A 24124-nucleotide genomic window follows, 5' to 3' on the forward strand; every position below is an offset into this window, starting at 1 on the left:
AAAATTGCCACTGCAGTCCCAGTTCCCACCACAAATTTCACCTAGTCTATTCGGAAGAGCTCGATAGGTTTAGTGCTGGATATTTAAATTACATTTCTATTCAAACAATATTTTTTTCAAACTCGCAAAATGGGAATTGATAATCTAGACACACGACCAATTTAAAAATAGACGCAATCTTTCGTCTAAAACACTATGATATCAGCTTTTCCAACCCAATCTGCACCTATTTTAAAATTTTCCGTGTGTTATTTTGCGCAGATTTGAAATTCATCACATTTTTTATTGAGCTATTCAAAACAAAGGCTACCTTGATAATCAAACTTTCAGGAACCCATCTATTCAAATCCTACGCTAATAAAATTAAGTTTAGGTCGAAAGTGCTGGGGCAGGCAGTCGTGGCAGTGACAACCATGTTGGCGGGCCGTTTTTGCCCGCCTTACATGGTGGATCGATTCGAGATTTTGCGGTCTGTGCAAAAGCTCGAATCGAAGCTCGGAGCTTTTCCCGAACCTGGAAAAGCGGAGAGCGGTCCCACAGCCACAGACCTGCCTGCCCCAGCACTTTCGACCGAAGGTAGATAATTTTTTCAAATAGTTTTAAATAAATCAGCACAAATCTATTTACTTACTTTTAATAAGTTGATATACTATCCTCAACAAACAATCAATCAACTGCCAAGGGGGCAACTTATGATGAATACAAATTTATTCGGACTCCACCACATCACCGCAATTACTTCCAGCTCTCCTAAAATTTTCCAGTTCATGACCGAGATCCTTGGACTACACTTGATCAAAAAAACAGTCAACCAAGATGACGTCCGCACTTATCATTTATACTTCACGGACGACATGGGTGGCGCTGGCACCGACCTGACCTTCTTCGATTTTCCGGGCACACCTAAAGGGGCTCAGGGCAAGAATGGTATCACACGCATTGGTTTCCGCGTGCCTAATGACAAGGCGCTCGAATGGTGGCAAGCACGTTTAAATGAGTTCGACGTTAAACAAAGCGAAATTCGTACACGTTTCGGCGCGAAATATCTTTATTTCTATGACTTCGATGATCAACAGTATCAACTCGTTTCCGACGAAGATAATCATGGCGTGCCGGCTGGCGAACCTTATCGTCACAGCCCAGTGCCTGCAGAATACGCGATCAGTGGCTTAGGACCTTCTTTTGTCACCGTCGATTATCCTTAGAAATTAGATCAGGTGCTCACTGAAGTCATGGGCTTCACTAAAATTGCCACAGAAGACGGCAAAACTTTGTACGAATTGCATGATGGCGGTCACGGCGCGCAATTGATCACCGAAACTAGCGTCATTCTGCCCAATCAAGATCAAGGTTACGGAACCGTTCATCACATCGCCTTTCGCACTGAAAACGAAGCCAGTCTGCGTTGGTGGATCGAACGTATTAAAGAAGCACGCCTCGCACAATCCGGTTTCATCGATCGTTTCTATTTCAAATCGGAATATTTCCGGCCAGGTCGCGGTGTTCTTTTCGAAATTGCGACTGATGGTCCCGGGTTCTTAGTCGATGAAACTTATGATGAAGCCGGCGTTCACTTGGAATTACCACCATTTCTAGAGGAACAACGTGAAGATATTGAAGCTCACTTAGTGCCATTTAATACTGAAAAAAAGGCAGCTAAATAATTATGGCCACACAGGAAGCACACGTCTTCTACAAGCCCGGTAAAAATGACGCGCCACCTATTCTGATGTTGCATGGCACTGGCGGCGACGAACAAGATTTATCCGGTTTGGCCACTTTTATCGCTCCGGATAGTGCGCAACTTGGGATTCGCGGACGCTTGTTGGAAAACGGACAGACCCGTTATTTTGCGCACACAGCTACTGGTGGCTTCGATCTCGACAGCCTCGAGCACGAAACCGACTGGCTGCTCGCAACCGTTGATCATTATGCGCAACAATATCAACTCGATCCCGCGCAAATGATCGTTCTCGGCTATTCCAATGGCGCCAACGTGGCAGCTTATGCCTGGCTAGAAAAGCAACCTCAGTTTAAAAAAGGCATTCTTTTTCACCCGATGCTGCTCAAAACGCCGGCGAAAGCTCAAGCGCTCAAAGCGGTTCAAATTTGGAGTTCGCACGGGACCAACGATCCAATCGTGTCGCAGGCAAACTTCGAGTCGCTGGTCGGTCATTTGCAAAACGCACAGGCCGAAGTCACGGTTTTCAACCACGAACAGTCTCACAATATTAATCAGGATGAATTAAACAGCGCTAAGAATTGGTTTGCGCAGCAGTTGCATTAAAATAAGCTCAGTAATTGTCGACTATGATTTGAGGTCATAGGAGACGATTACTGAGCTTTTTTGATAGCTGTGATAGGAAATTACTTGGGGCGTTTCAAACGGTACTTACGGCCTAAATTTGCGTATTCTGGGCCGGCTAAACGTGCGACTGGCCGCAAGGCTTCTGCCAAAACATAATGCTTGTCGATATCAATTACCGATTCATCAAAATGCATGGCAATGACTTTTAAAATAAACAGGTCGCTGATCGTGGCTTGCTGATCATCTTTGACCGGTACATATTGATGAACCTTGACTTCGAAACGAATTTTGGCTTCCTTGAGTCCAGGAACGGCGACGGTTTGGCTGTCGACGGTCGATAAATTGGTCAAAGTTAATTCGGATCGATCTGCAGATAAGCTGGCAGAAGTGAGATTCATTTCCTCAACCAACGCTTCAGAAACCAGATGCACTACACCCTCGCCCGTTGTTAACAAGTTTTTGGCGGTATCTTTCTGCTGACCATCTTCGAAGCGCAGGATCGCCACCGAAATCAATGGTGCTTGACCGGCAACACCGCTGAAAAAACTAAACGGCGCTAAGTTGATCACATTGTGCGTTTGATCAAGCGTGGTGATCCAGGCAATTGGTCGGGGAATAATGCTGCCACTGATCAGTTTGTAGGCTTCACGCGCAGACAAATCCGCGCTCTTAATATCGATCATTTACTCACTCCTTAGTCATGGAGTCAGTTTACGGAAGTTTTGCACTTTACGCAACTGTTTACGTCTCGAAACGAATCCCTAAATTTAAATAGCTTCATTTTCATAGTCACAGCTGAAGAGTTCTTCGTCTGCAGCTTCGTTATCGGGATTGAAGCGATCGTTATAAATGAAATCAGCCAGTTGCGCATTTAAAATTTCTTTCATTTGTGTCTTGGTAATTTTAACGTAACCAGTTGATAACAAGTTGGCGATCCCATTGGCAATGATCAAGTTACCGATCAAAATACGTTCCATCTTTTCATCCGATAAGTTGGCAGCTTCGGCCTTTTGACGCAGACGAGACATACCTAAACGGTGGGCAAACTGTTTCATTTCCTGGACGCTCTCCTTGTCTTCGATCCACAACGTCCGATATAACAGCGGTTGTTCGCAAACGAAGTGGATGTAAGCCAAGTCCAGATTGATCATTGGGTCATCATCATAATGACGGTTAAAAACAGTTTTAAGTAAGTGAGCCTGGATTTTCTTGATCGACTGACGCTTCAGATCTTGCATACTATTGAATTCTAAATAGAGTGGTTGCGTTGAACAATTGAGTTCTTCGGCAACATTACGCGCCGTAAAATTCTGAAAACCATCGCGCATTGCTAAGTTGAATGCTGCGTTCAAGATATCGTGCTTCATGATTGTTTTTTTGCGGGCCATATGATCTCTCCTCGGGGGGTAAAATTTAGATTCTTTGTATTGCTTATCTATACCATAACTTTTTGGTATATTGATCATATCATAGCAAATAAAAATTGCAACTGTTTTTGTAGATTTATTTTATAATAACGATTGGTTTTTTATTTAATTAAACTAACAATAACTGGTACAATAGTCATTCATGCACAAAAATTAAAAAACAAATTTTTTAAATTTATTTTTCTAATGTGGTCAAATCGACGTTGTTTCATGGTGTTCCCCGGAAAACTTCATGGTAAAATAACACTGACAGGAAAGACGAGGTGCCGTTTACCTATGGCAAATGAATTTGCGATCAAACTTAATAAATACGCCGAAGTGGCCGTGACGATCGGTCTAAATGTGCAGCCCGGCGATTTGGTCACCGTCGACATCGACATCGATCAAGCCGAATTTGCTCATTTATTGATCGAGCAGGCTTATCGCACCGGTGCGAAAAAGGTACTCATGCAATGGCAAGACAGCGTGGAGCAGCGGCTAGATCTGACTTATCAGCGCATTGCCGATTTGCAAGAAACATTGCCGCATGACGAAGTGCGCCAACAATTCATTGCGGATAAGCGCGTGAAACGACTGGTTGTGAAGTCAGCCAGTCCTGACGCGCTTGCTGGAATTGAGGCCGCGAAAATCCAGGTGGCACAAAATACGAGCACGCCTGGGAGTCGCGCGGTGCGCCAGGCGAGTCGCAATAATCTGCTCAGCTGGACGATCATCGCCGCAGCCAGCCCGGCCTGGGCGCAGAAAGTTTTCCCAAATGAGGAGGCCGCGACTGCGACCGAACATTTGTGGGACGCCATTTTCAGCGCAACCCGGCTGGAAACCCGCGATCCAATCGCGGCATGGCGTGAGCAACGCGAACGACTCGAAACCAACGCAGCAACGTTGAACCGATATCAATTTGATCGACTTCATTATGTCGCGCCGGGTACGGATTTGACGATCGGTTTGCCCCACGATCATATTTGGCAAGCTGCGGGAACGACGAATGAGCGCGGCGAATTCTTCATTCCTAATCTGCCGACAGAAGAAGTTTTCACGGCACCAGATTTGAAACGCGTCGACGGCTATATCAGCGCCACAAAGCCACTCAGCTACGGGGGCAGCGTTCTCGAGGGCCTGAAATTTGTTTTCAGAAACGGTCAGGTCGTGACTGCGACCGCCACAAAAGGTCAAGCCATTCTGGATCAACTCTTACAAACAGACGCCGGAGCGAAGCGACTGGGTGAAGTGGCGCTGGTTCCCGATGCTTCGCCTATTTCGCAATCTGGTTTAATTTTTTACAACACCTTATTCGACGAGAACGCCTCTGACCACTTAGCGTTGGGCGCCGCTTATCCCTTCTCAATTGAAAACGGAACGGCCATGAATCCATTGCAATTGCAGAAAGCTGGCTTGAATGTCAGCAACACGCATGTGGATTTCATGGTCGGCTCCGCTCAAATGTCGATCGATGGCATCACAAAGGCAGGTGAAATCGTCCCGGTTTTCCGTCACGGTAACTGGGCATGATCATGAATTTTGGCTTATTACTGGCAAGTGGCTGCCTGATTATTTTGACGTGTTTCAGTGGCAGTTTAACGATTATGAATCGTCATCAAACCCCTTTACGCTGGCAATTACTCGGCGCAACGATTGGCTTACTGATCATCACGATCATCTGTGTTTTTCTGCTATTTTCAGGAAATATGATTACTAACTAATTTTAAAAAGGCACTGACTGCAACCAAATTTTGGTTGCAGTCAGTGCCTTTAGTTATTGATCATAAGTTAGTCGTCAATATTTGTTGCCAAGTCTGTTTCAATTCGGCTGCAGATACGGTATATTCGTCGAGCAGAACGGTGTGCGTATTTACAAATTGGGCTTGCTTACGGATCAGAAAAATCTGCGCGATCGATTCGTCGCCATCAAAATTTGCATTATATAAACGCACGATTCGCAGTTTTCCTGGGATTTTTTTCAGTAACTGATCATATTCTCTTCGCTCGGAGATCACAACTTCCGGATCCACCAGAATATGAGCGAGACAATATTGCCAGAAGGCTTGTTGCTCGGTGAAGACGCGTTGTTTCCTGATCAAATTGAAGTAAACCGGCTGTTTCTGCGCGTAGGCCACATCCAAGCAGACTTGCCCAACCGGATTTAAATACTGCTCACCCACTAATTCTTGTTGCACGTTGAAAAATTGTTTGCGCGACAAAAATCCGCGCAGATCATATTGATCCGTTTCTAGTCGCTGTTCGCTTTCATCGTAATAATTGACGTGGGTAATCTGACCACGTTTATTCACGTAACTCCGCGCAACCATACGATTCGCCGCTAAATACGCATAGCCACCCTTGGCATTTTCGCGTTGATAATTGTCCAATTGTGGCAAATCATCGCGGCGCAATGCCGGCTTTTTAAACTCCGCCACTTCCTGGAGCCAATCATAACAACTGACCACGTTTTTTTCTAAATGATGTTGCTGGATGAAGGTATATGAATTCACGGAATAACCACACAGGACAACTTTCGCGGCGCGTCCCAATTCTTGAAAAGTGGTCAAACGTTGCAACATTTTCACTTCGATCGGTGTATTCGATTCACTCAACACACCGTTTAAGAAATAGTCCATCAGTTCTCATCCTCCCGATAAAAAGCCTCCGTGGCCGCAATAATCGTTTGCCACGACGCAAATGATGCCTCTTCGCTGGAACGACTGCTCGATCGATAGGCGGCCTGACTCAACCGTTGCCATTGATCGGGGTCATTCAAAGCAGTGATCGCCACCTTGGCGGCAGCCGCCTGATCATCGACTGGCACAATATACCCATTTTTACCGGAGTCAATGAATTCGCGGGGACCATAGTTGAAGTCGTAAGAGATCACTGGGACGCCGTGAGCAAGCGCCTCAGCGATTACAAGCGCCGTTCCCTCATAACGACTCGTGACCATCAAGAACTGCGCCTGATCGTAAATAGGGTGCATTTCCACGGCATAGCCTTTCAACTGCACCGCAGCGGTCAAATTTAATTCGGCGACCAAGTCCATTAATTGCTTCTTGACTTTCTGATCGGCGACAAATCCCCAAATATCCAGCGTTGCCTGGGGAATCTGCGCATGGATCAATGCAAAAATTCGGACGATTTGATCCAATCGTTTCTCTGGATTTAGTCGCGCCACCGCAATGATTTTAAACGGCGTTCGCTGATCATAGCCGACTTGCAGTGCCTGCAAAATTTGATCTGGAATAATACTGACTGAAGCGCGATAAACTGTTGTTTCAGGAAACTTCTTTTGCAGATCGGCCACTTGGGCATGCGTGCTGGCAATCATCCCATTCCACTGGCCCAAATTTTTAAAGGCATAACGATAATTCGAATTGAAATCGTCGCTCTGCAAGTTGGTGATCGTGTTAACTTGCGTGCTGTGAACGTGAAACAGCTTAAACGCGCGCGTACGCATATGGGCAATCGACCAACCCACCCGCGCCGTCCGATCGGAAACAAATAAATTTCGTTCAGTGCGCTGATTCAACTGATCGAGGAAATAACTAGCCAATTCTCCCTCGCTGGCAAAATGCAGCCAACGACCATCCGGCGCATAATATTGCACCGCACGCACCGTTTGCTGACTGAGTTGCCCCATCCGATAAAAGAAAATCATTTTCAGCTCACCACTGGGATTGAAAAAGAAACGCTGAACACTACGGAGTTGCCGATCATACCAGATTTCACTCGATTTAAAGCCGCGGATATCATAAATTTCCGAACGAACAGCTTGTTTGTTTTTGCCATAATAATTCACGCTAAGCACTGCGCCAGCCGCGTTCAGCTTAACCTTGACCATAAACTGACCCTGCTCGTTGTAATAATGCAGCTCGGTACCTTGCGGACGTGCCGTCAAACCTGCGGGTAACCGCAACTGTTCTGTCTTCACCGGTTTGCCTGTCTGCGTGTCGATCCCGCACAGATAATCATACATATTGACCACATTTTCAGGACGCAATTGATACAACGGCATATTCTGCGCATACAACGGACTATAAGCGACTGTCACCAGCTGCGCCTCGACGTGATGGTCTGCCAGCATTCTCAACCGTTTCAACTGCGCACTCTCGATCCCCGTCAACCGCTCAGGAATCGTTTGGTTTACAAAATAAAGCATAGGTCCACTCCCAAATGAATAAATTTATGTAGAAAAAGAATCTGAAGTTACCGCTTCAATTCTCTTTCAGTCTAACATATCTATCGAACCTATTTCTAAACATGCGTGTTTGGAGGGAATTGAGTCGTCCATAGTCGAACTTTGCTCTGACCAAATTTTCAAGTTCATAAAAATAAAGCAGACAAGCCAGTTGAATCGACTTGAACTGCTTCGTTTGTTTATTTCACAATATTCTTTAAATCTTCTAAATCACGTTGCTGCTGACGCTTGGTTTTTAATGCAAATGCCACGCCACTGATAATGATCAGTAGGAAGACAATGCTTGCTAAAATCAAACGACCAGTTGAACCGGTGATCGGCAACGCGGCGTCAAGATATTTCGTGTTGTTCAAAGTGACATTGTTGTCCTTGTCGGTAGTCGTTGTCGTCAACGTAATTTTCTGATCAGTGGCCTTGTCGTAATCATCCACCGTCGATAATTGCTTAACTGTGTAATCACCGACTGGAACATTGGTGAAAGTTACCGCACCATTGTCGTCAGATTTTTGCGTCGTTCCCACTTGTTTGCCGGCAGAATCGAACACGCCGACATCAACACCGGCTAATGGATCACCGGAATCATTTTCAACCACTGCATCAATGCCTTTCGCATCTTGCGCATTTAAAATATAAGTGTCGGACACATGTTCAGTGCTATAGGTATGAATATGTTCCTGTCCAACAGGTACGCTGACGGAGCCACCATTGCCAGCATCAAATTCTCTATGGTGCTCACCAAGGCACCTAAAGACGTACTCAGTCGGCATCTAGGCCCAAGGTTTTCTCAAGATGATCTTACGTTTATCCAATATAAAAAATACCAATTTTTCAAATGACCCCGATCAGATTTGAACTGATGACCTACGGTTTAGGAAACCGTTGCTCTATCCAGCTGAGCCACGGGGCCGTGAAGCAACTGCTGCGAAAAATCGTGGCAGTTGTTTTTTATTTAGAAATAATCCCACAACATAGGCTTGTTGTTGTAATTCAGTGCTCGTTGCAAGGCGCTCAAAGCATCCGCCGAAGCATCGGTAATTTGACCGGTGATCATCAGTTGATTCAATGTGCGATAACCTGTTAATACTTTGATCAGTTGGCGCGTGTCGATCGTTAAATCGACGGCTTGCTGTTCAGCGGTTGGCTCCAACCTGCCTTGCCCATTAACAACGCTCAATTGCCAATAGCCGTCGTTTGTAGCCAAGAAATCATCTTGTAGGTGAATCGTGATTGGCTGCTCCAAATCGGCCGTAAAACGCCATTGAGCAATCAATTGCACCCAATCATTCACCCGCGCCATCATATACGGCGTGATCGTCGTTTGAATATGATAAGCTTCGGGCATCAGATCGTTCATCAACGTTTGATTGGCGCTCTCATAAGTAAACTGCGGGTAGGCACTCGCATGTTTGCCTACGAAGCTCAATAAGCGTTGACGGCTTTGCATAGTCAACGGCATTAATTCGATCACTTCGAAAACTTGACCAGCCGTGCGTTCGTACAACACGTAACCATCGAGTTCTTTCTGCTCATCGTATGAAAAAGCAACTTCGAGTTTTGGATTTTTGCTGAAACGGTATTGTTGCCACCAATCCGCGCGCACAACTGCCCCAGACTGACTCTGTGGATGCTGCGCGTAAATCTGCTCGAGTTTGTCCATATTGGTCGCATAATTGCCGCGCACGACTGAACCGCCGATGTTTTTAGGCATCTTGGGGAAATGTTCAGCCTTGACTTGATAACTGACGCGATCGAAGATTTCTTCGTAACCGAAGCGACGATAAAAGGTGTATGAAAATGGTGCTAAATAGGAAAACAAAACCCCATCTTGTGCCATTTGTTCACTAGCCTTCGCCATCAATTGTGTGATCGCACCGTGACCGCCAAATTCTGGGTAACTGGCCACGTAACCGACCGCACCCATCAGAAACTCTTGACCCTGCCAATTAACTGGCAAATTCGTGACCATGATTCCACTTTTAACATGCTGATCGTCACCGATCAACACGTAGTTGTGACTATGCATAGCTAGATTGAACCACTTCGCGCGGCTGCCTTCATCATTCGACTTGTCGAATCCATAGACGCACAGCTCGAAGTATTCTGTCAGTAAAGCCACGTTGTCATGGGCGATCTCAACGACTTGCGCCATTATTTCTCTCCCAGATCTTCACCATTAGTGGCAATGACCTGCTTGTACCAGTAGAAACTATCTTTTGGATAACGAGCCAAATCTTTTTCGCTTTCCTCATCACGGTTAACATAGACGAAGCCGTAACGTTTGCGATAGCCGTTTAACCAGCTCAGCAAATCGGTGAAGCTCCAAGTTGTATAACCGATCACCTGAACGCCATCGGTAATAGCGTCATGAATGGCCTTAACATGCTCGCGCAGGAAGTGGATCCGATAATCATCATGGATCTCGTGATCAGCTTCAAGTGTATCGAAAGCACCCAAACCATTTTCGGTGATCAAGACAGGCAAATGATAGCGACTATTGATCCGACGAAGAGCGATCCGCAAACCGATTGGATCGATATTCCAATCCCAGTCAGTCTTTTGTAAATGATCGTTTTGAGCAGACTTGTAGACACCAGGAACACCTGATTCTTGAGAAGTCCCTTTTTTACCAGACGTATTCTCAGCAGCCATACCCACACCATCGGCTAATGGATTAGCTTGAACGGTATTTGATTGATAATAATTCAGGCCCATGAAGTCGGGACGTGACAATGGATCGCCTAAAAGTTGCGAATCTTCTGGCAAAATTTCAGGCGCAATGCCTTGTTCAATTTGCCATTGACGGACAACATCTGGGTAGCGTCCGAATGCGTAAACATCCATCCAGTAATAAGCGTTCATTTGTTCGGCGTTATCAGCTGCCAATTGGTTCTCAGGATCAGCATCGACTGCATAAATTGGGCTATACGCAAAACTAGCACCGATCATCCCTTGATAATTGTGTTCGTGGAAATACTTCGTTGCCGCCGCATTTGCCAAATTACCAATATGATTAGCCGCATACATCCGCTTAGGATCCGTGACTGCTGGTGGATGACTGGCCATTAAATAGCCGTGTTGCATGAAAACATTCTGTTCGTTTAACGTGACCCAATACTTAACTCGGTCGCCGTAAGCTTCGAATAAAGTCTTCGCATAGTTAACGAAATCCGCAACGATTTTACGAGATTCCCAGCCTTGATATTGATCCTGCAAAGCCTGAGGAAGATCCCAATGATAAATTGTCACAACTGGTTCGATATTATGAGCGATCAAGTCATTGATCAGATCATCATAGAACTTGACACCCTCGGCATTGACTTCGCCATTACCATTCGGCAAGATCCGTGACCAAGCGATCGAGAAACGATAAGCCTTCAAGCCAGCTTTGGCCATCAGCTCGACGTCTTCCTTATAACGGTGATAATGATCGACTGCAACATCGCCATTAGTGCCTTCATAAGTCTTACCAGGAATGCGGACAAAGTTATCCCAAACAGATAAACCCTTGCCATCTTCGCGATAAGCGCCTTCGATCTGATAAGCAGCAGAAGCCGAACCCCACAGGAAATTATCTGGGAAAGCTTTTAATTGTTTATGTTCCATGCTCAACCTTCTTTTCTTGATTATTTTTTATGAAAAAATAGAAAACAAAATTAGCGCGTCTACTCACAGTAAACAACGTGATCATTTGCAAAAACATCGGATTCAGATCCTGATCAAAATTCGGTTATTAATAAGATTGTTCGATCTGTGTCAGCATCTTCTTGAAATTCTTGCGACGCATGAAGCCCATGATCGTACCAACGAGCATGTCATTCATTTGCCGCATATAACCTTCCGAAACAACCTGTTCTTGATAAGTGACCTCAGTCTTATTATCTGCTAACGCCTTAATATCATACTTAACCTTAAACTCGCTCTGATTCGTGCTTGTCGTATAATAATAAGCCTCATTAGGAACCAGTTTAGTGATCGTTAACCGAGCCGAAGTCGTCTTGGTAAACTGCTTGACGTAAGAATAATCCGCCAACTGTTCTTCGGTCGGTGTCTCGCCAGTTTGTGCCTTGATATCATACAGGACAGAATCGATCACCTTATGATAGAAAAAACTAGCAGGAATATTCAAAACTTGTTGAATTTTCACTTTTTGGTTCCTTTCTTTGTGCTTACTTGTTTAGGCGCAACCGTATCTGTTGATTGATCTGAGTCCGCCTTCTTAGCCTTGTCGCGCTTCTTGCCCCGCCGGAAGAAATAAAATCCGAGACCGACAAAAAACACACCAAGTGTTAACAAGGGAATATCGAGACCAACGCCAGCCTTTTGGTTGTGACCACTCATCATGATAATGTAAAACCCAACAGCCATGAGAAAAAGACCGTTTGTTGTCATTACTTTTCAACTCCAGCTTGGAAATAAAGAACGGCGCCCCAAGATTGGGCATGGATGGCATTCTTAACCAACTTAGCAGCAGCTTCTAAATCTTCTGCGTTCGTCTCAAAAACCAATTTCATTCCTTTTTGACTCTTCAATTTGAAAGTCAACCCATTTTCAGTGTAACCATTGACGAACTCAATAATCTTGTCTTGCATAATTGGTGCGTTTAAAAAAATCATATTCACATACTCCTTTATAGATAAAATTGACTCATACATTATATAGAATAAGCCACCAGTCACATGAAAAGCAACCGATGGCCTACTTTATTTTAAAATTTAATGTTGCGGAAACAATTGCTGATTAAGCAGCAGCTTGTTCCTTAGCAGCAACACGATTGGACATTTGAACGAATGGTACCCAGATAAAGAATGCAATGACCATGTTAACTAAAGCTAACACAGCTGCACGCCAATCAAGAGTAGCCATGAAGGCGTTCAGAACAGGAGGTGTGATCCAAGGAACCGCAACCTTAACTGGTCCAACCCAGCCAGCCATCGTTACAAAGTAAGCAATAGCTGTGTTCAAAACTGGAGCGATGATGAATGGTGCAAAGTAAATCGCATTCAATACGATTGGAAGACCAAACATAACAGGCTCGTTAATGTTGAAGATACCAGGTGCAAAGGCTAACTTCGCAACTGCTTGTTCATCAGCACGTTTTGAGAAGATTAAGATGGCAAGAAGTAAAACAATCGTACCACCTGAACCACCAAACCATGCGTAAGCATCGAATGAACCACGAACCCATTTGTATGGTAATGCAGCATGTTTCTCGAAGGCAGTGATGTTAGCAAGCTGTGATGTACCCCAGATTGATTCCAAGACAGGGGCTAAAACGTTAGGACCATGAATACCGAAGAACCAGAATACTTGAACTAAGAGTGCAACCAAGAGAACCATACCTGCTGATTGACCAGCGTGAAGTAATGGTGCTTGGATTGTCTCAGATAACCAATCACCGAAGAATTGACCAGTACCTTTAGTAAATGCCCAGTTGATGATAGCAACAACATATAATGCCGCGATACCAGGGATCAAGGCAGTAAATGCTTTAGATACTGCAGGTGGAACTGTATCAGGCATCTTGATTGTGATGTCTTTCTTCATTAAAAAGATATAAACAACAACGGCAATAGCGCCGAAAATCATAGCAGAGAACAATGCAGATGAACCTAAGTTACCAACAGAAAATGCACTGTTTAAAGTGATGCTGCTTTCTGAAGCAGTTGCGCCAGCATTTGTAAATGCTTTAACAGCAGCTTTTGGTAATTTATCAGCTAAAGCAAGTGTCGTGGTATTGTTTGTACTCATTAATAATGCAGCCAATGATACCAACGAACCTGATAAACCATCAACGTTGTAGTTCTTAGCTAAATGGTAGCCCCACATAGCTGCAAAGAAGACAGCGAAGATAGAAAGTGAACCTGTTGAAACGATACCGTCGATAGCAACAACGCCTTGAACAAAACCGGAATTAACGAAGCCCATCCATTTCCATTCAGTTGGGAATGTTACTAACAATGCGTTAATCAATGTTGCTAAAGATCCGGCCATCGTGATAGGCATTGTCGAGATGAAACCATCACGCAATGCAACTAACCAAGGAATTGAACCGATCTTACTAGCGATTGGCACAAGAGATTTCCCAAGCCAATTCATAAGTCCTTGCATATTATTTAACCTCCAAATATAAAGCTAACCCATGTAACAGAATGGTAGTACTGCGCGTAATTCCTCCAAAGAATTACGCTTTGTCTGCTAATCTCTTGTAAAGATCAACAATTTCGCCAGCCAAATCACGGAAAGTGATCGCGTTCATCAAATGATCTTGTGAGTGCACCATTAATAATGTCACTTGTACATGTTCGCCGCCAGCTTCTTTGGTCAACATGCCAGTCTGAGAATTATGTGCTTCTGATAATGACGCGTCAGCTTCTTTCAGCTTAGCCTCTGCACCTGCAAAATCACCTTTTTTGGCAGCATAGATTGCTTCCATTGAGCTGCTCTTTGCATTGCCGCCATTAACGATCAATCCCATGATTGCCTGTAAGTTCTCGTCTTCGTCCAAAATATAGCCTCCTTCCGTTTATGAAATGATGAAACTAAAGAATAATTGCATAAAACTGCAAAAAGCAGTCGTGATGAAACCGCTTCATCACATACATATAGTCTAGCACAAAGACCAATTCACAACAAGATAATTTGTCATTTTTTTAGCTATTGCTCTAGACCACGAATCAATTATAGATATAACACGTACTTATTGTCAACAAAAAAAATACCTATTTTCACGCGGATGAAAACGTGAACAGTGTTTTCTGAAAAACACATCATTTCTTTCATTTCTATTTGCTCATTTCAAATCATAATGAATCACAGATATGTTTATAGAATGCGCTATTCTCGCGATTTGGTTTTACTCTTGAATAAACAAAAATCATCGTTGATTATGCAGATCGCACAATCAACGATGACGTTATTTTTGACTATATTAAAAATATTTTTATGCCGATCCGTAATCAGAATCACGCGTAAATACTACTTATTTTGGTGTTTACCCTTGTTCTTCTGATTTCTCAGGCGATTTTTTTTATGCGTTTTACGTTTTGCTGGCGTGATCGGTTCAGCAACGATCGGTTTCTCAACCGTAGCTTCTTCAGACGCTTCTTCGTGATGAATTTCTTTGGGACGTTCGGTTTGCAACTTGTGTTCGATGAAGTAAACCGTCTTTAATTCAAATTGCGCAGAAACTATTTTCTGTAAATTACGACGATCATGCTCATTTCCGAGGTTTAAAACCGTTCCCTCACGAAACATGCGTCCCGTACGCCCGGCGCGATGCGTGTAACTGATCAGCGTTTGCGGCAGATCGTAATTCACAACGAACTGCAATTCCGCAAAATCTAACCCACGTGCCGCTAATTCGGTCGTGATCAGATAGGTCAATTTCCCCTGACGGAATTGCTGCATGATCTGTTGCCGTTTCTGACTCGATTCATCGCCTAATAGTAAGCCAACGCGCAAATTCAAGAAACTCAGCGTCTTGTACAACGTGCGTGCGCTGCCTAAATTTTTAACGAAGACCAGGGCATTCTTGCCAGAAATCGGCCCACGTTGCAGCCGTTTCAGCATTTCTGCCTTCTGATGATTACCGACAACTAAAAATTCATGTTTGATTTTTTGTTGCAGACGATCAGATTCGCGGGTGTCGAAGCGCTCGAATTCATATCCAAACCACTTAGATAATTCTTCGAAAATCGGCTGTTCAGTTGCAGACATCAGCACTGTTTGTACATCCGCGGGTAAACTGGCAATCACTTCGCGGGTGGCGTCCAAATGTTCCGGATCCAATTGTGAATCGGCTTCATCGACCACGATTGTTTCCACGAGGTTAACTTTGATCTGCCTTTGTTGGATCAATTCCAATAATCGACCCGGTGTTGCCACTAAAATTTCAGGATGTTCTTTCAATTGTTCTTGCTGTCGCTTCGGATTTGCTTTACCGACGATACCTTGGATTTTCAAATCGATCACTTGCGCATATTGACGGAGCACATTGCGGACCTGCATCACCAATTCGGCGCTCGGTTCTAGAATCAATAATTGCAATTGTTGGCCAGGTTGTAATGTTTCTAGCAATGGCAAGCCAAACGCTAAAGTTTTCCCCGTTCCTGTTGCCGCTAAGCCTAAAACGGGGCCGCCTTTTTTCAATGGCCAATAAACTTGCTGCTGAATTGGTGACGGCTTGGTAAATCCAGACCGCTGCCAGATCGGCAAAAACGGTGCTGCGGGTGCTTCATAAGTTGCTTCCATTAATTTTGACCACTTTCAAATTGAATATCTGCACTGGCACGCAATTGATCTAAGACTTGATTGACTTGACCAGTCAGCTGCCAATAGTGTTTGAATTGCGCGTCGTCGCGATTGGTAAACATCAAGCTAAACGCGTTAACTTCATCGACCAACGGATTTTCCGCCGTGTGCTTGCTTAAATCTTGGAAAACAGCCGGCCCATCATAAGCGCGAACCTTGGTAGGCATGCCGATATTGTCGAGCCACAAAGTCTGCGTATGCGCGTAAACTTCACTAGGCAAGAAGGATTGTTGATCCTTACCAAAAATCAACGCCGCATCGAAATCATCATAATGCAAACGTGCTAAGCCGTGTAAATCAATGCCGTTTTCTGCCTTAGTCGCGTGATAGCTAGCCTGTTTAGGCACACCAAACCAATCGACCGCCGCATAAACTAAGTAGACCCCTAAATCATACAAGGCACCCCCAGCAAATTTGGGCGAAAAAATATTAGGATTCTCACCGGCCTTAAAAGCGTCGTAACGACTCGAATACTTCATATAAGCAAAAGTCGCGCCCGTAATTTGATCATAAGAGCGAACTTGCGCCTTAGCAGCCAAATAATTAGCATCGTATAAGTGGCGCGCACCCTCGAGCACATGTAAATCTGGATTTTGTTGCAAAATTGCGTCGATTGCTTGATATTCTTTCGGCGTCACAAAAGCCGGCTTCTCGACAATAACACTTTTTCCATGTTCTAATGCTGCCTTAACATGTTGAAAATGCAGGCTGTTAGGAGAGGCCACATAAACCACATCGACATTAGCGGACGACAGCATCGTTTCTAAATTGTCGGCAGCCTGTGCATCGGGAATAAACAGCTCATCGATATATTGTTGCGCCTTAGCCTTCGTGCGTGAATAAACCTGTGTGATCTTGAATGCGCGACTGGCAATACATGCTTGTAAAAAAGTCTTGGTGATCCCACTCGTTCCAATTGTTCCCACATTCGTCATTTCGAATTACCTCGTTTTCTTGGTGCAGATTTTCTAGAAAGATTCTCAATTAAATAACACGATAGCCATTTTAATTTGCTTGTCACCCTATTGTAACAAAAATGCTATCAAGATTTCATTGTTTTTAATACCAAAAATTAATAACAGATGATATGATGAGAGGTAGTAAAGGAGATCAAAATGCGAGTTTCTGATATTTATGCTGCCGGCATCCATGGCATTAACCAAATGAGTCGATTCTTGACCCATACAAGACACCGAAAACAACAAAAAAAACGGCAACCAGATTTAGCACTTCGCTATTCTGGTGATTGGGCGTTCATCGATCCCAAGACCAATCAAAAGCATGATATGACCATTGGCTCAGATTTTTCCATTATGATCGATCATCGCGAATTGCCTGGACGAATTATTGGACTTGATGAAGAGCAACTCGTATTTCTCGATCATTATGGCTTTCAGTTGAAGGTTTTTGCAAGTCATAAGGGCCCAACTGAAGTTTATGATGAGTCCAGCAACCGCACTTATCCTGTGATCAACTTGCGTGATGTGCCGAAGTTGCAAGCTGAATCCACACCCACACCGGACAAACAGGATGATATTATTTTGCATCCCGAAGATTTAGTCGATCCTACTGATCACGACCAGGCTGATCAACCTGATAAATAAATAGTTCTTAAAAAAATATCCCTAGGATCTGATGTGATCCTGGGGATATTTTTTTTGCTCGTAAAAATGCGTTCTACCTTCGGTCGCGGCTGTGTGGGGCAAGTGACGGACTACTGTGGGGACGGTTCCAGACTTTCCCCGAAACGTGTTCTGCAACATTGAAATCAGCATCTAAGAGATCAAGCCACGAAGAATAAAAATCAATTCTTGTGTCTTGACGTCTTAGCTGTTGATTTCAACCCATGTTGCGCCACACTCTGGGAAAAGTCTTCCACCTCGATTTCGAGCTTTTTCTCAGTCGCAGGTACGGCTCCTGAGAAAAAGCTCGAAATACGCCCCTGCTGTAAGCGACGATGGACCTGTCGCAACAGCAGTTTCACAGTGTCGTCACTTGCCCCACACAGCCGCGACCTAAACTGGAATTAGTTTAGTGGTGAACTCGGAAGAACTGGGTTTGTGGAAATGATTTGAATCCCACGTCGATTGCTTTGTTGTGGGAAATATAATCACGTTGGATATTTTTCCACTAAATATTTACGTTGCTCAGAAAAGATTCGTAAGGTAGAAAGCCCGGTTCAGAATCCAACTCTGCTCACTAGAATGAACCACAGAATTTGCGGAAGAGAATGAACAGCACACTGTGATAATGCTCTTAGCGACAGATCCATCGTCGCTTAGACCATGGGAAATTCGGAGATCTTGCCGGTTTTGCAAGAGCTCCAAATTTAGGCGGAAGAATTTTGACGGGCTTCCAAAATCCTGGAGCCGTCCCCACGAGTGGGCTGTTCATTCTCTGCAGCAAATTCAAACTGCCATTACGCACAACCATAATTTTAAGCCATTCAAATTCAGATAAAATATTCCGCACTTCCAAAATCATGCAGCCGTCCCCACAAGTGAGCTGTTCATTCTCTGCAGCAAATTCAAGCTGCCCTTATCCACAACCACCACAAACCAAAAAACTGCTCCAGGATAGCAAGCTATCCGGAACAGTTTTTCAAATCAATTAGATTTTTTTAGAAGCATGGGCTGGATTGTCCGTTGACTGACCATGATCATACGTCAGACGAATCGCAGCAGGTAAAATGATCGGCAAAATAATCACCAGAATCACCAGACCAATGATGACACCTAAAGCAACCTGAATCAAAGTCAAGACACCAGAAGGCATCAAAGCGGCGAAAGTCCCACTTAAAATGATCGCCGCAGAGATAACAACGGCACCAATGACACCAGAAGCTTCCACAATTCTTGCACTCGGGCTCGGAATCTCATCACCGAGTTCACGATACTTCATCATCAAGAAGATACTGTAATCAACGCCTAAGGCAAAGATCATGATGAACGTGAAGAATGGTGTATTCCAAGTCAACATCGAATGACCCAAGAATGTGGCACTGATCCAACGCGTCAACGACAATGACGTGAAGTAAGAAAGTAACAACGTGCCAATAATGAATAACGGTTGTAGGATCGAGCGCGTTACAAACATCAACGCTAAGCCAATACCAATGACCATAATCACGGCCGTCCGGCTAAAGTCAGAACTTGCGAGTTGCTGAATATCGGCGATTTGCGAAGTTTGACCACCGGTTGCAACTTTATCGCCATTCAGGGCAGTCCCCTTAATATTATTCTTCGTTTGTGAAGTCAATTGGCGAACTTTCTTCATTGCTTTGGTCGAGCTAGGATTCTGATCCAAAACGATCGTTAATTTCGTGATCTTTTTGTCTTCAGACATATAACTCTTGATCGCTGGCGCAAATTCTTTGCCATGGATCTGATTCTTAGGAATATAGAAAGAGGTTCCTGCGGCTGATTTTTGCAAACCAGTTAAATAACTATTAGCGGATTTAACACCGTTATTGATTGTCGTCAAGCCATCAGACGCGTCACCTAAACCACTTTGTAAAGTACTCATTTGTTCAACTGTACTTTGCAATGTCGTGTACATGGTTTGTTGACCATCACGAACTTGGACTAAGCCCTTCGTCAATGTTGGGATCTGTCCATTTAGCTGTGTCGTGCCACTAGCTAATTGACTCGACCCACTCTTTAATGCACTCGAATTAGCATTCAATTGACTTGTCCCAGCAGCAACTTGGTTCACACCGTTGATATAAGTTTGCATGCCTGCAGACAATTGATTCAATTGACTCAACATTGTCGAGTTGCCAATTGTGGCTTCAATCGTCTTCTGGCTGGTTGTATCAACGCCACTACCATTGACACCACTATTCAATTGCGATGCCACAGAGGCCGCTTGATTCGACGCAGACTGCAATTGTGCTAAGCCTTGCGTCAATTGTGTCATGGATGTTGACAATTCACCTAACTTAGAAGCTTGGGCCGTTAAGCTGTCGGCTTGATCAAGTAATGAATTGGCACTCGTGATCATTGAATTAACCTGACCCAATTGCGTTTGAATTTCTTTAATGCTTGCATCAGAAGGTAATAAATTAACGATCGTTTCGAAATCAGTCGTGTCAATTGTCAAGCCTGACATTTGCGTCTTCAATTTTCCTAACGTTTGAATATTTGCATTGGCATTATCGTCAGATTTATCTACAGACTTCAAAATTGCCGTTGCTGCCGCGACTGATTTTTCTGATGATGCATCACTGATGATTGTATTAGCATTGGACTTAATCGCAGCATTGGCTATCAAAGTCTTGCCGTCGTTTGTCCCAACAGTTCCTAATGCAGTCTCTAAGGCTTTCTTAGTCGCTGATAAACTCTTGGCTTGTGCTAAAAGATCTTCCATTTTAGAACGGTTCTGGGAAACAAGCGTTAGTAATCGTGACATGCTTGCTAATTGATCCTTCATGCCAGCAAGCTCTTTGATTTGTGCTTTCATAGCTGCAGTTTCTTTAGAAAGACCCTGAACTTTTTCGCCCATTTCAGCCAAATCTTTCAAGTCTGCCGATTTAGAAGCTAACTGCTGGTTGATCTGAGTCACGCCGTTATTGATACCTGTGTTGTAAGCATCCAATCCAGCGACTGCCAGTGGCAATTGTTGACTTTGGCTCACTAACGTACTAATACCGTAGGTGATTTTACCAGAATTACCGGCAAGTTGTGAAGTCCCGTTGTTTAATTGGCCAACGGCACTCGTATATTGACTGATGCCAGAATTCAAGGTGCTGGCACCGGCAGATAATTTGCTCGTGCCATCTTGCAACGCTTGGCTACCTGAAACGAGTTGATTCGTTCCAGCAACCAATCTTTGAACATCATTCAAGCCACCAGCCATGTTGCTAGCAGCCAGTTTATCGTTAGCCTCGGTCAAACCAGAATTGATAGTTTTGATTCCTTTGCTAGCATCCTTCATGCCGCTCGTAACGGTGCTCATTTGATCTTTGACATAAAGTTTCTTGATCTTAGTACCACCAGGTTCGGTGACAGACGCAACAGTTTTAACACCGTCAACATCTTGCAACGCTTGTGTTAATTGGTCGATAGCTTTCAAGTCGGCTTCATTATCGAGCGTTTTATCACTACGAATGTAGATTGTAGTGGGTTCTGCAGTCCCTTTTGAAAAATGATCTTCGACGACTTCGAATCCACGTTTAGCCGCAACATCATCGCCTAATTCTTGCAAGTTATCATAATTCAAGTTATTGCTATAGGTGAAGACAAATGGCAATGTGGCAATTAAAACCACGCCTAAAGCAATTAATGGATGTAAAACACTTTGGGCAGAAAGGCCATGCCACATTTTGCTCGATGAATGACCGTCGAAATTCTTAGATGGCCAAAACATTTTCTTGCCTAATAGACTCATGAAGAATGGGTTTAAGGTTAAGAGAACCGCGAGTAAAACAACGACCCCAATGGCCACACCGACGGCTGACTGATAGATTGAAAATTTAGCCAATCCCAAAACGGTAAAGCCAATCAAAATCGACGAGCCAGAATAAAGGATCGTTTTTCCAGCCTTACGTTGTGCTCGGTGGGTCGCTTCCCAATTGGAAAGTCCCTGGCTCAACTCTTCTTTGAACTGATCATAAAGTAGAATGTTGTAATCTGTCCCGATACCGAATAACACGACGACCATGAAAACCTGCGTGAAGTTCGAGAATGGGAAATTAAACTTATCAACTAAATTGGTGACAATACTCAATGACGTAATCAATGAAACACCGACAGTGAGTAAAGAAATAACTGGAACCACTGGTGATTTGAAAACAATGATCAAGACAATGAAGATGAATATTGCGGCAATCACTTCTGTCTTTTGAATCCCACGTTGTGTCTTCAAATCAAATTCGTTATTTAAAATATCCGCGCCAGTAACATAAGTTTTGACACCAGAAGTCTTGACTGCCTTGGTCAATTCGTCATTAATTTCAGTGACGGAACCATCGTCATGATCTTTATCGACCAATAACTGAACGAGCTGCGTCGACTTATCCTTGGAAACAAGTTGTGCTTTCGTTTCAGCGTTATCGTTAGGCGCAAGCACTGATTTAATGCCATATTTTTTCTTATCCGCGCGCAGATCACTGATTGTTTGTTCGATCTGTGCTTTTTGTGTCGCGGTTAATTTCTTATCGCCATTATTGAAAATAGCCACAATTTGCCGCGTGTTACCTTGACCGCGTCCCCAATCATCTTGGAAAAGATCGGCAACCTTACTCTCAACATTGCTTGGTAATGCGATTTGCCCTTTATCATGAACTAAATCTGTAATATTTGGCAACATGACCACGGCCGCGATCACGGCGATTACCCAACCGATCAGTGCACCGTAATGATTCTTAAAAAATTTCTGCATAACTTGATATCTCCCTTAATCCCAAAAATAAATGAATCAGTTTTTTTAAACGAATGCATCTGTCGTAATTTCTAATGTCTTACGGAAACTCTCCGTGTTGTGGGGCACATCGTAAGTATCAAACAACCCCATCGATTCCACCAAGGTGAAACCAAGGACCTGACTAATGAACGCTTGTAAAAAAGCAATCCGGTCGATCTTGATATTCTTTTGACCATCGATGATCTGCGAAATGATTTGTAAAACTTGTTCCATCGCCTGAACGAAATCAGAATCTTTCGGATAATTTTGCACGGTGTGAATGGTGCTGACTAGCTTTCCTTGTTTCAGAAAGAATTGATGCGCAATTTCACCGTATTTCAACAAAGCTTCACGGCCTGAAAGTCCGATCAACCCCGCAGTCAACTCATCATATAAACAATGCATCAAATCTGCGCCTAAATATTCTAAGAGTTCGTCGGAATTATGGAAGTAATTATAAACGGACTGCGATTTAATGCCTAACCTTTTGGCAAGATTCCCGAAAGTTAACGCCGGCATGCCCGATTCTTTAACAATTTCGCGAGCGGCATCCGCAACCTTGTTCTTATCTAAAATGCGTCGTTGGGTCATCATGTTTTCCTCCCCTAGTTAATTTACATTTACAAATAATATACCTACCAATTGCAGTTGTCAATCTACAAGTTGTAGATTATTGAAAAATATTTGAAATATTTTTATTTTTCTACGAAAATTTTTTCGTTTGGTTCTTTTGGAATTTGTGGTGGAATAATGACTGACCGATTCATGAAGGCTTTGTTTGCAGGAGGTAGGATTTAGTTTGGTTCCGTCAGAACGCTCCAGAAAATAGTTGCGACTCGCTGTGGGGATGACTTCAAGCCTTTTGAAGCCCACAAAAGTCTTGAAGATCACCCTTGTTCTAGCGGGACCTGGGTTTAAGTGGTAACTGAATTATTGGTCAACTCATCCGAGACTGTTTGATAAATAATTTGGTCCCGCAAGAACAATTTCACTGCGAGTCGCAACTTTTTCTTCCGCGTTCTGACTCATCTCGGCGGCTTTATTGTGCTGGCTCTAGCCAACGTCTAGTCCTGTGCGACTGATTTGTACCGCAACTATTTTTTGTAGAAGACGAAATACAGACTGGATTATCACTCAAACTTTATTGAAGAACTATTCTGAGTAAAGGCAACAATGTCAATCAAGCTTGAGGACCCTGTTATTCCAATCCTAGCCTAAACGAAATAAGTTTAGGCAGAAGTTGCGGAAGAAAATAGTGGGATTGCAGTGGTATTTCTGTTAACGAACGGTTTTTGTGAGTTTACAGAAAGAGAAAATGTGAGATCCGGCGGTTTTCCGGGGCTCACATTTTAGGCGGAAGAATTTCCGGTTTTTGGAAATCCTGTAGCCGTCTCCACAGCAACTTCCCACTATTTTCTGGAGCAACTTCTGCCGAAGGTAGACTAATACACTCGCTCCAAACTTTTTCTAACTTACTTTTTATCAATGGCG

The 24124-nt window shown here is 43.8% G+C and carries 20 protein-coding genes, 1 tRNA gene and 1 pseudogene; 5 read left to right on the forward strand and 17 right to left on the reverse strand.

The window, feature by feature from the left end; all coding sequences use genetic code 11:
• Window positions 1-695: 695 nt before the first annotated feature.
• Both EKM67_RS00295 and EKM67_RS00300 read left to right on the forward strand, forming a co-directional pair.
• A pseudogene (locus EKM67_RS00295) lies at window positions 696-1664 on the forward strand (ring-cleaving dioxygenase).
• Between the two features lie 2 nt (window positions 1665-1666).
• Complete coding sequence (locus EKM67_RS00300) at window positions 1667-2287, forward strand: alpha/beta hydrolase (protein WP_125576110.1); 621 nt, start codon at window positions 1667-1669, stop codon at window positions 2285-2287.
• An 80-nt stretch (window positions 2288-2367) separates the two neighbouring features.
• Here the strand turns inward: EKM67_RS00300 and EKM67_RS00305 are convergent, their stop codons facing one another.
• Together EKM67_RS00305 and EKM67_RS00310 are read right to left on the reverse strand one after the other, a co-directional pair.
• Window positions 2368-2991 carry a flavin reductase family protein gene (locus EKM67_RS00305; RefSeq protein ID WP_125576112.1) on the reverse strand — a complete coding sequence of 208 codons (624 nt, stop codon included), beginning with the start codon at window positions 2989-2991 and terminating at the stop codon, window positions 2368-2370.
• A gap of 84 nt (window positions 2992-3075) precedes the next feature.
• Complete coding sequence (locus EKM67_RS00310) at window positions 3076-3696, reverse strand: TetR/AcrR family transcriptional regulator (protein WP_164506512.1); 621 nt, start codon at window positions 3694-3696, stop codon at window positions 3076-3078.
• Window positions 3697-4011: 315 nt separating this feature from the next.
• On the opposite strand from EKM67_RS00310, the gene EKM67_RS00315 reads away from it, so the two are divergent.
• Window positions 4012-5244, forward strand: coding sequence for an aminopeptidase (locus tag EKM67_RS00315; protein ID WP_125576116.1), 1233 nt, complete (start codon window positions 4012-4014; stop codon window positions 5242-5244).
• A 2-nt stretch (window positions 5245-5246) separates the two neighbouring features.
• Window positions 5247-5435 (forward strand): hypothetical protein, encoded by a 189-nt coding sequence (locus EKM67_RS00320; protein ID WP_125576118.1) that lies wholly within the window; start codon window positions 5247-5249, stop codon window positions 5433-5435.
• Between the two features lie 60 nt (window positions 5436-5495).
• Here EKM67_RS00320 and EKM67_RS00325 read toward each other — a convergent pair whose 3' ends face one another.
• The 13 genes from EKM67_RS00325 to EKM67_RS00385 form a co-directional block, all read right to left on the reverse strand.
• Window positions 5496-6350 carry a hypothetical protein gene (locus EKM67_RS00325; RefSeq protein WP_125576120.1) on the reverse strand — a complete coding sequence of 285 codons (855 nt, stop codon included), beginning with the start codon at window positions 6348-6350 and terminating at the stop codon, window positions 5496-5498.
• Window positions 6350-7882, reverse strand: a complete 1533-nt coding sequence (asp1, locus tag EKM67_RS00330; RefSeq protein ID WP_125576122.1) for an accessory Sec system glycosyltransferase Asp1 — start codon at window positions 7880-7882, stop codon at window positions 6350-6352. The genes EKM67_RS00325 and asp1 overlap by 1 nt, the downstream gene beginning before the upstream one ends.
• Before the next feature lie 218 nt (window positions 7883-8100).
• Window positions 8101-8688 carry a prealbumin-like fold domain-containing protein gene (locus tag EKM67_RS00335; RefSeq protein WP_125576124.1) on the reverse strand — a complete coding sequence of 196 codons (588 nt, stop codon included), beginning with the start codon at window positions 8686-8688 and terminating at the stop codon, window positions 8101-8103.
• Window positions 8689-8754: 66 nt separating this feature from the next.
• Window positions 8755-8828: transfer RNA gene (locus EKM67_RS00340), tRNA-Arg, on the reverse strand.
• Between the two features lie 42 nt (window positions 8829-8870).
• The gene (locus EKM67_RS00345) at window positions 8871-10070 is read right to left on the reverse strand and encodes a GNAT family N-acetyltransferase (protein ID WP_125576126.1); all 1200 of its coding nucleotides are present in this window, start codon (window positions 10068-10070) and stop codon (window positions 8871-8873) included.
• Entirely contained in the window at window positions 10070-11524 is a 1455-nt protein-coding gene (locus EKM67_RS00350; protein ID WP_125576128.1) for a glycoside hydrolase family 1 protein, read from the reverse strand. The genes EKM67_RS00345 and EKM67_RS00350 overlap by 1 nt, the downstream gene beginning before the upstream one ends.
• 127 nt (window positions 11525-11651) lie before the next feature.
• On the reverse strand, window positions 11652-12065 hold the full coding sequence (locus EKM67_RS00355; protein ID WP_125576130.1) for a DUF3284 domain-containing protein: 414 nt from the start codon (window positions 12063-12065) through the stop codon (window positions 11652-11654).
• On the reverse strand, window positions 12062-12310 hold the full coding sequence (locus tag EKM67_RS00360) for a DUF3188 domain-containing protein (RefSeq protein WP_125576132.1): 249 nt from the start codon (window positions 12308-12310) through the stop codon (window positions 12062-12064). Before EKM67_RS00360 ends, EKM67_RS00355 begins: the two co-directional genes overlap by 4 nt.
• Window positions 12310-12534, reverse strand: a complete 225-nt coding sequence (locus EKM67_RS00365; protein WP_125576134.1) for a hypothetical protein — start codon at window positions 12532-12534, stop codon at window positions 12310-12312. Before EKM67_RS00365 ends, EKM67_RS00360 begins: the two co-directional genes overlap by 1 nt.
• A 124-nt stretch (window positions 12535-12658) precedes the next feature.
• Window positions 12659-14029: a PTS sugar transporter subunit IIC gene (locus EKM67_RS00370; RefSeq protein ID WP_125576136.1), complete on the reverse strand. Its 1371-nt coding sequence runs from the start codon at window positions 14027-14029 to the stop codon at window positions 12659-12661.
• A gap of 73 nt (window positions 14030-14102) precedes the next feature.
• Window positions 14103-14396, reverse strand: a complete 294-nt coding sequence (locus EKM67_RS00375; protein WP_379894512.1) for a PTS lactose/cellobiose transporter subunit IIA — start codon at window positions 14394-14396, stop codon at window positions 14103-14105.
• A 500-nt stretch (window positions 14397-14896) separates the two neighbouring features.
• Complete coding sequence (locus EKM67_RS00380) at window positions 14897-16171, reverse strand: DEAD/DEAH box helicase (RefSeq protein ID WP_125576140.1); 1275 nt, start codon at window positions 16169-16171, stop codon at window positions 14897-14899.
• A complete protein-coding gene (locus tag EKM67_RS00385; RefSeq protein ID WP_125576141.1) occupies window positions 16171-17166 on the reverse strand; it encodes a Gfo/Idh/MocA family protein in 996 nt (331 codons plus the stop codon). Before EKM67_RS00385 ends, EKM67_RS00380 begins: the two co-directional genes overlap by 1 nt.
• A gap of 180 nt (window positions 17167-17346) precedes the next feature.
• Between EKM67_RS00385 and EKM67_RS00390 the strand changes: the two genes are divergently transcribed.
• Window positions 17347-17835, forward strand: a complete 489-nt coding sequence (locus EKM67_RS00390) for a DUF4828 domain-containing protein (RefSeq protein ID WP_125576143.1) — start codon at window positions 17347-17349, stop codon at window positions 17833-17835.
• A gap of 1006 nt (window positions 17836-18841) precedes the next feature.
• Here EKM67_RS00390 and EKM67_RS00395 read toward each other — a convergent pair.
• Window positions 18842-22612, reverse strand: a complete 3771-nt coding sequence (locus EKM67_RS00395; RefSeq protein WP_125576145.1) for an MMPL family transporter — start codon at window positions 22610-22612, stop codon at window positions 18842-18844.
• A 45-nt stretch (window positions 22613-22657) separates the two neighbouring features.
• On the reverse strand, window positions 22658-23227 hold the full coding sequence (locus EKM67_RS00400; RefSeq protein ID WP_125576147.1) for a TetR/AcrR family transcriptional regulator: 570 nt from the start codon (window positions 23225-23227) through the stop codon (window positions 22658-22660).
• Between the last annotated feature and the right edge of the window lie 897 nt (window positions 23228-24124).

The sequence above is a fragment of the Lapidilactobacillus mulanensis genome, from assembly GCF_003946215.1.
Classification (GTDB): domain Bacteria; phylum Bacillota; class Bacilli; order Lactobacillales; family Lactobacillaceae; genus Lapidilactobacillus; species Lapidilactobacillus mulanensis.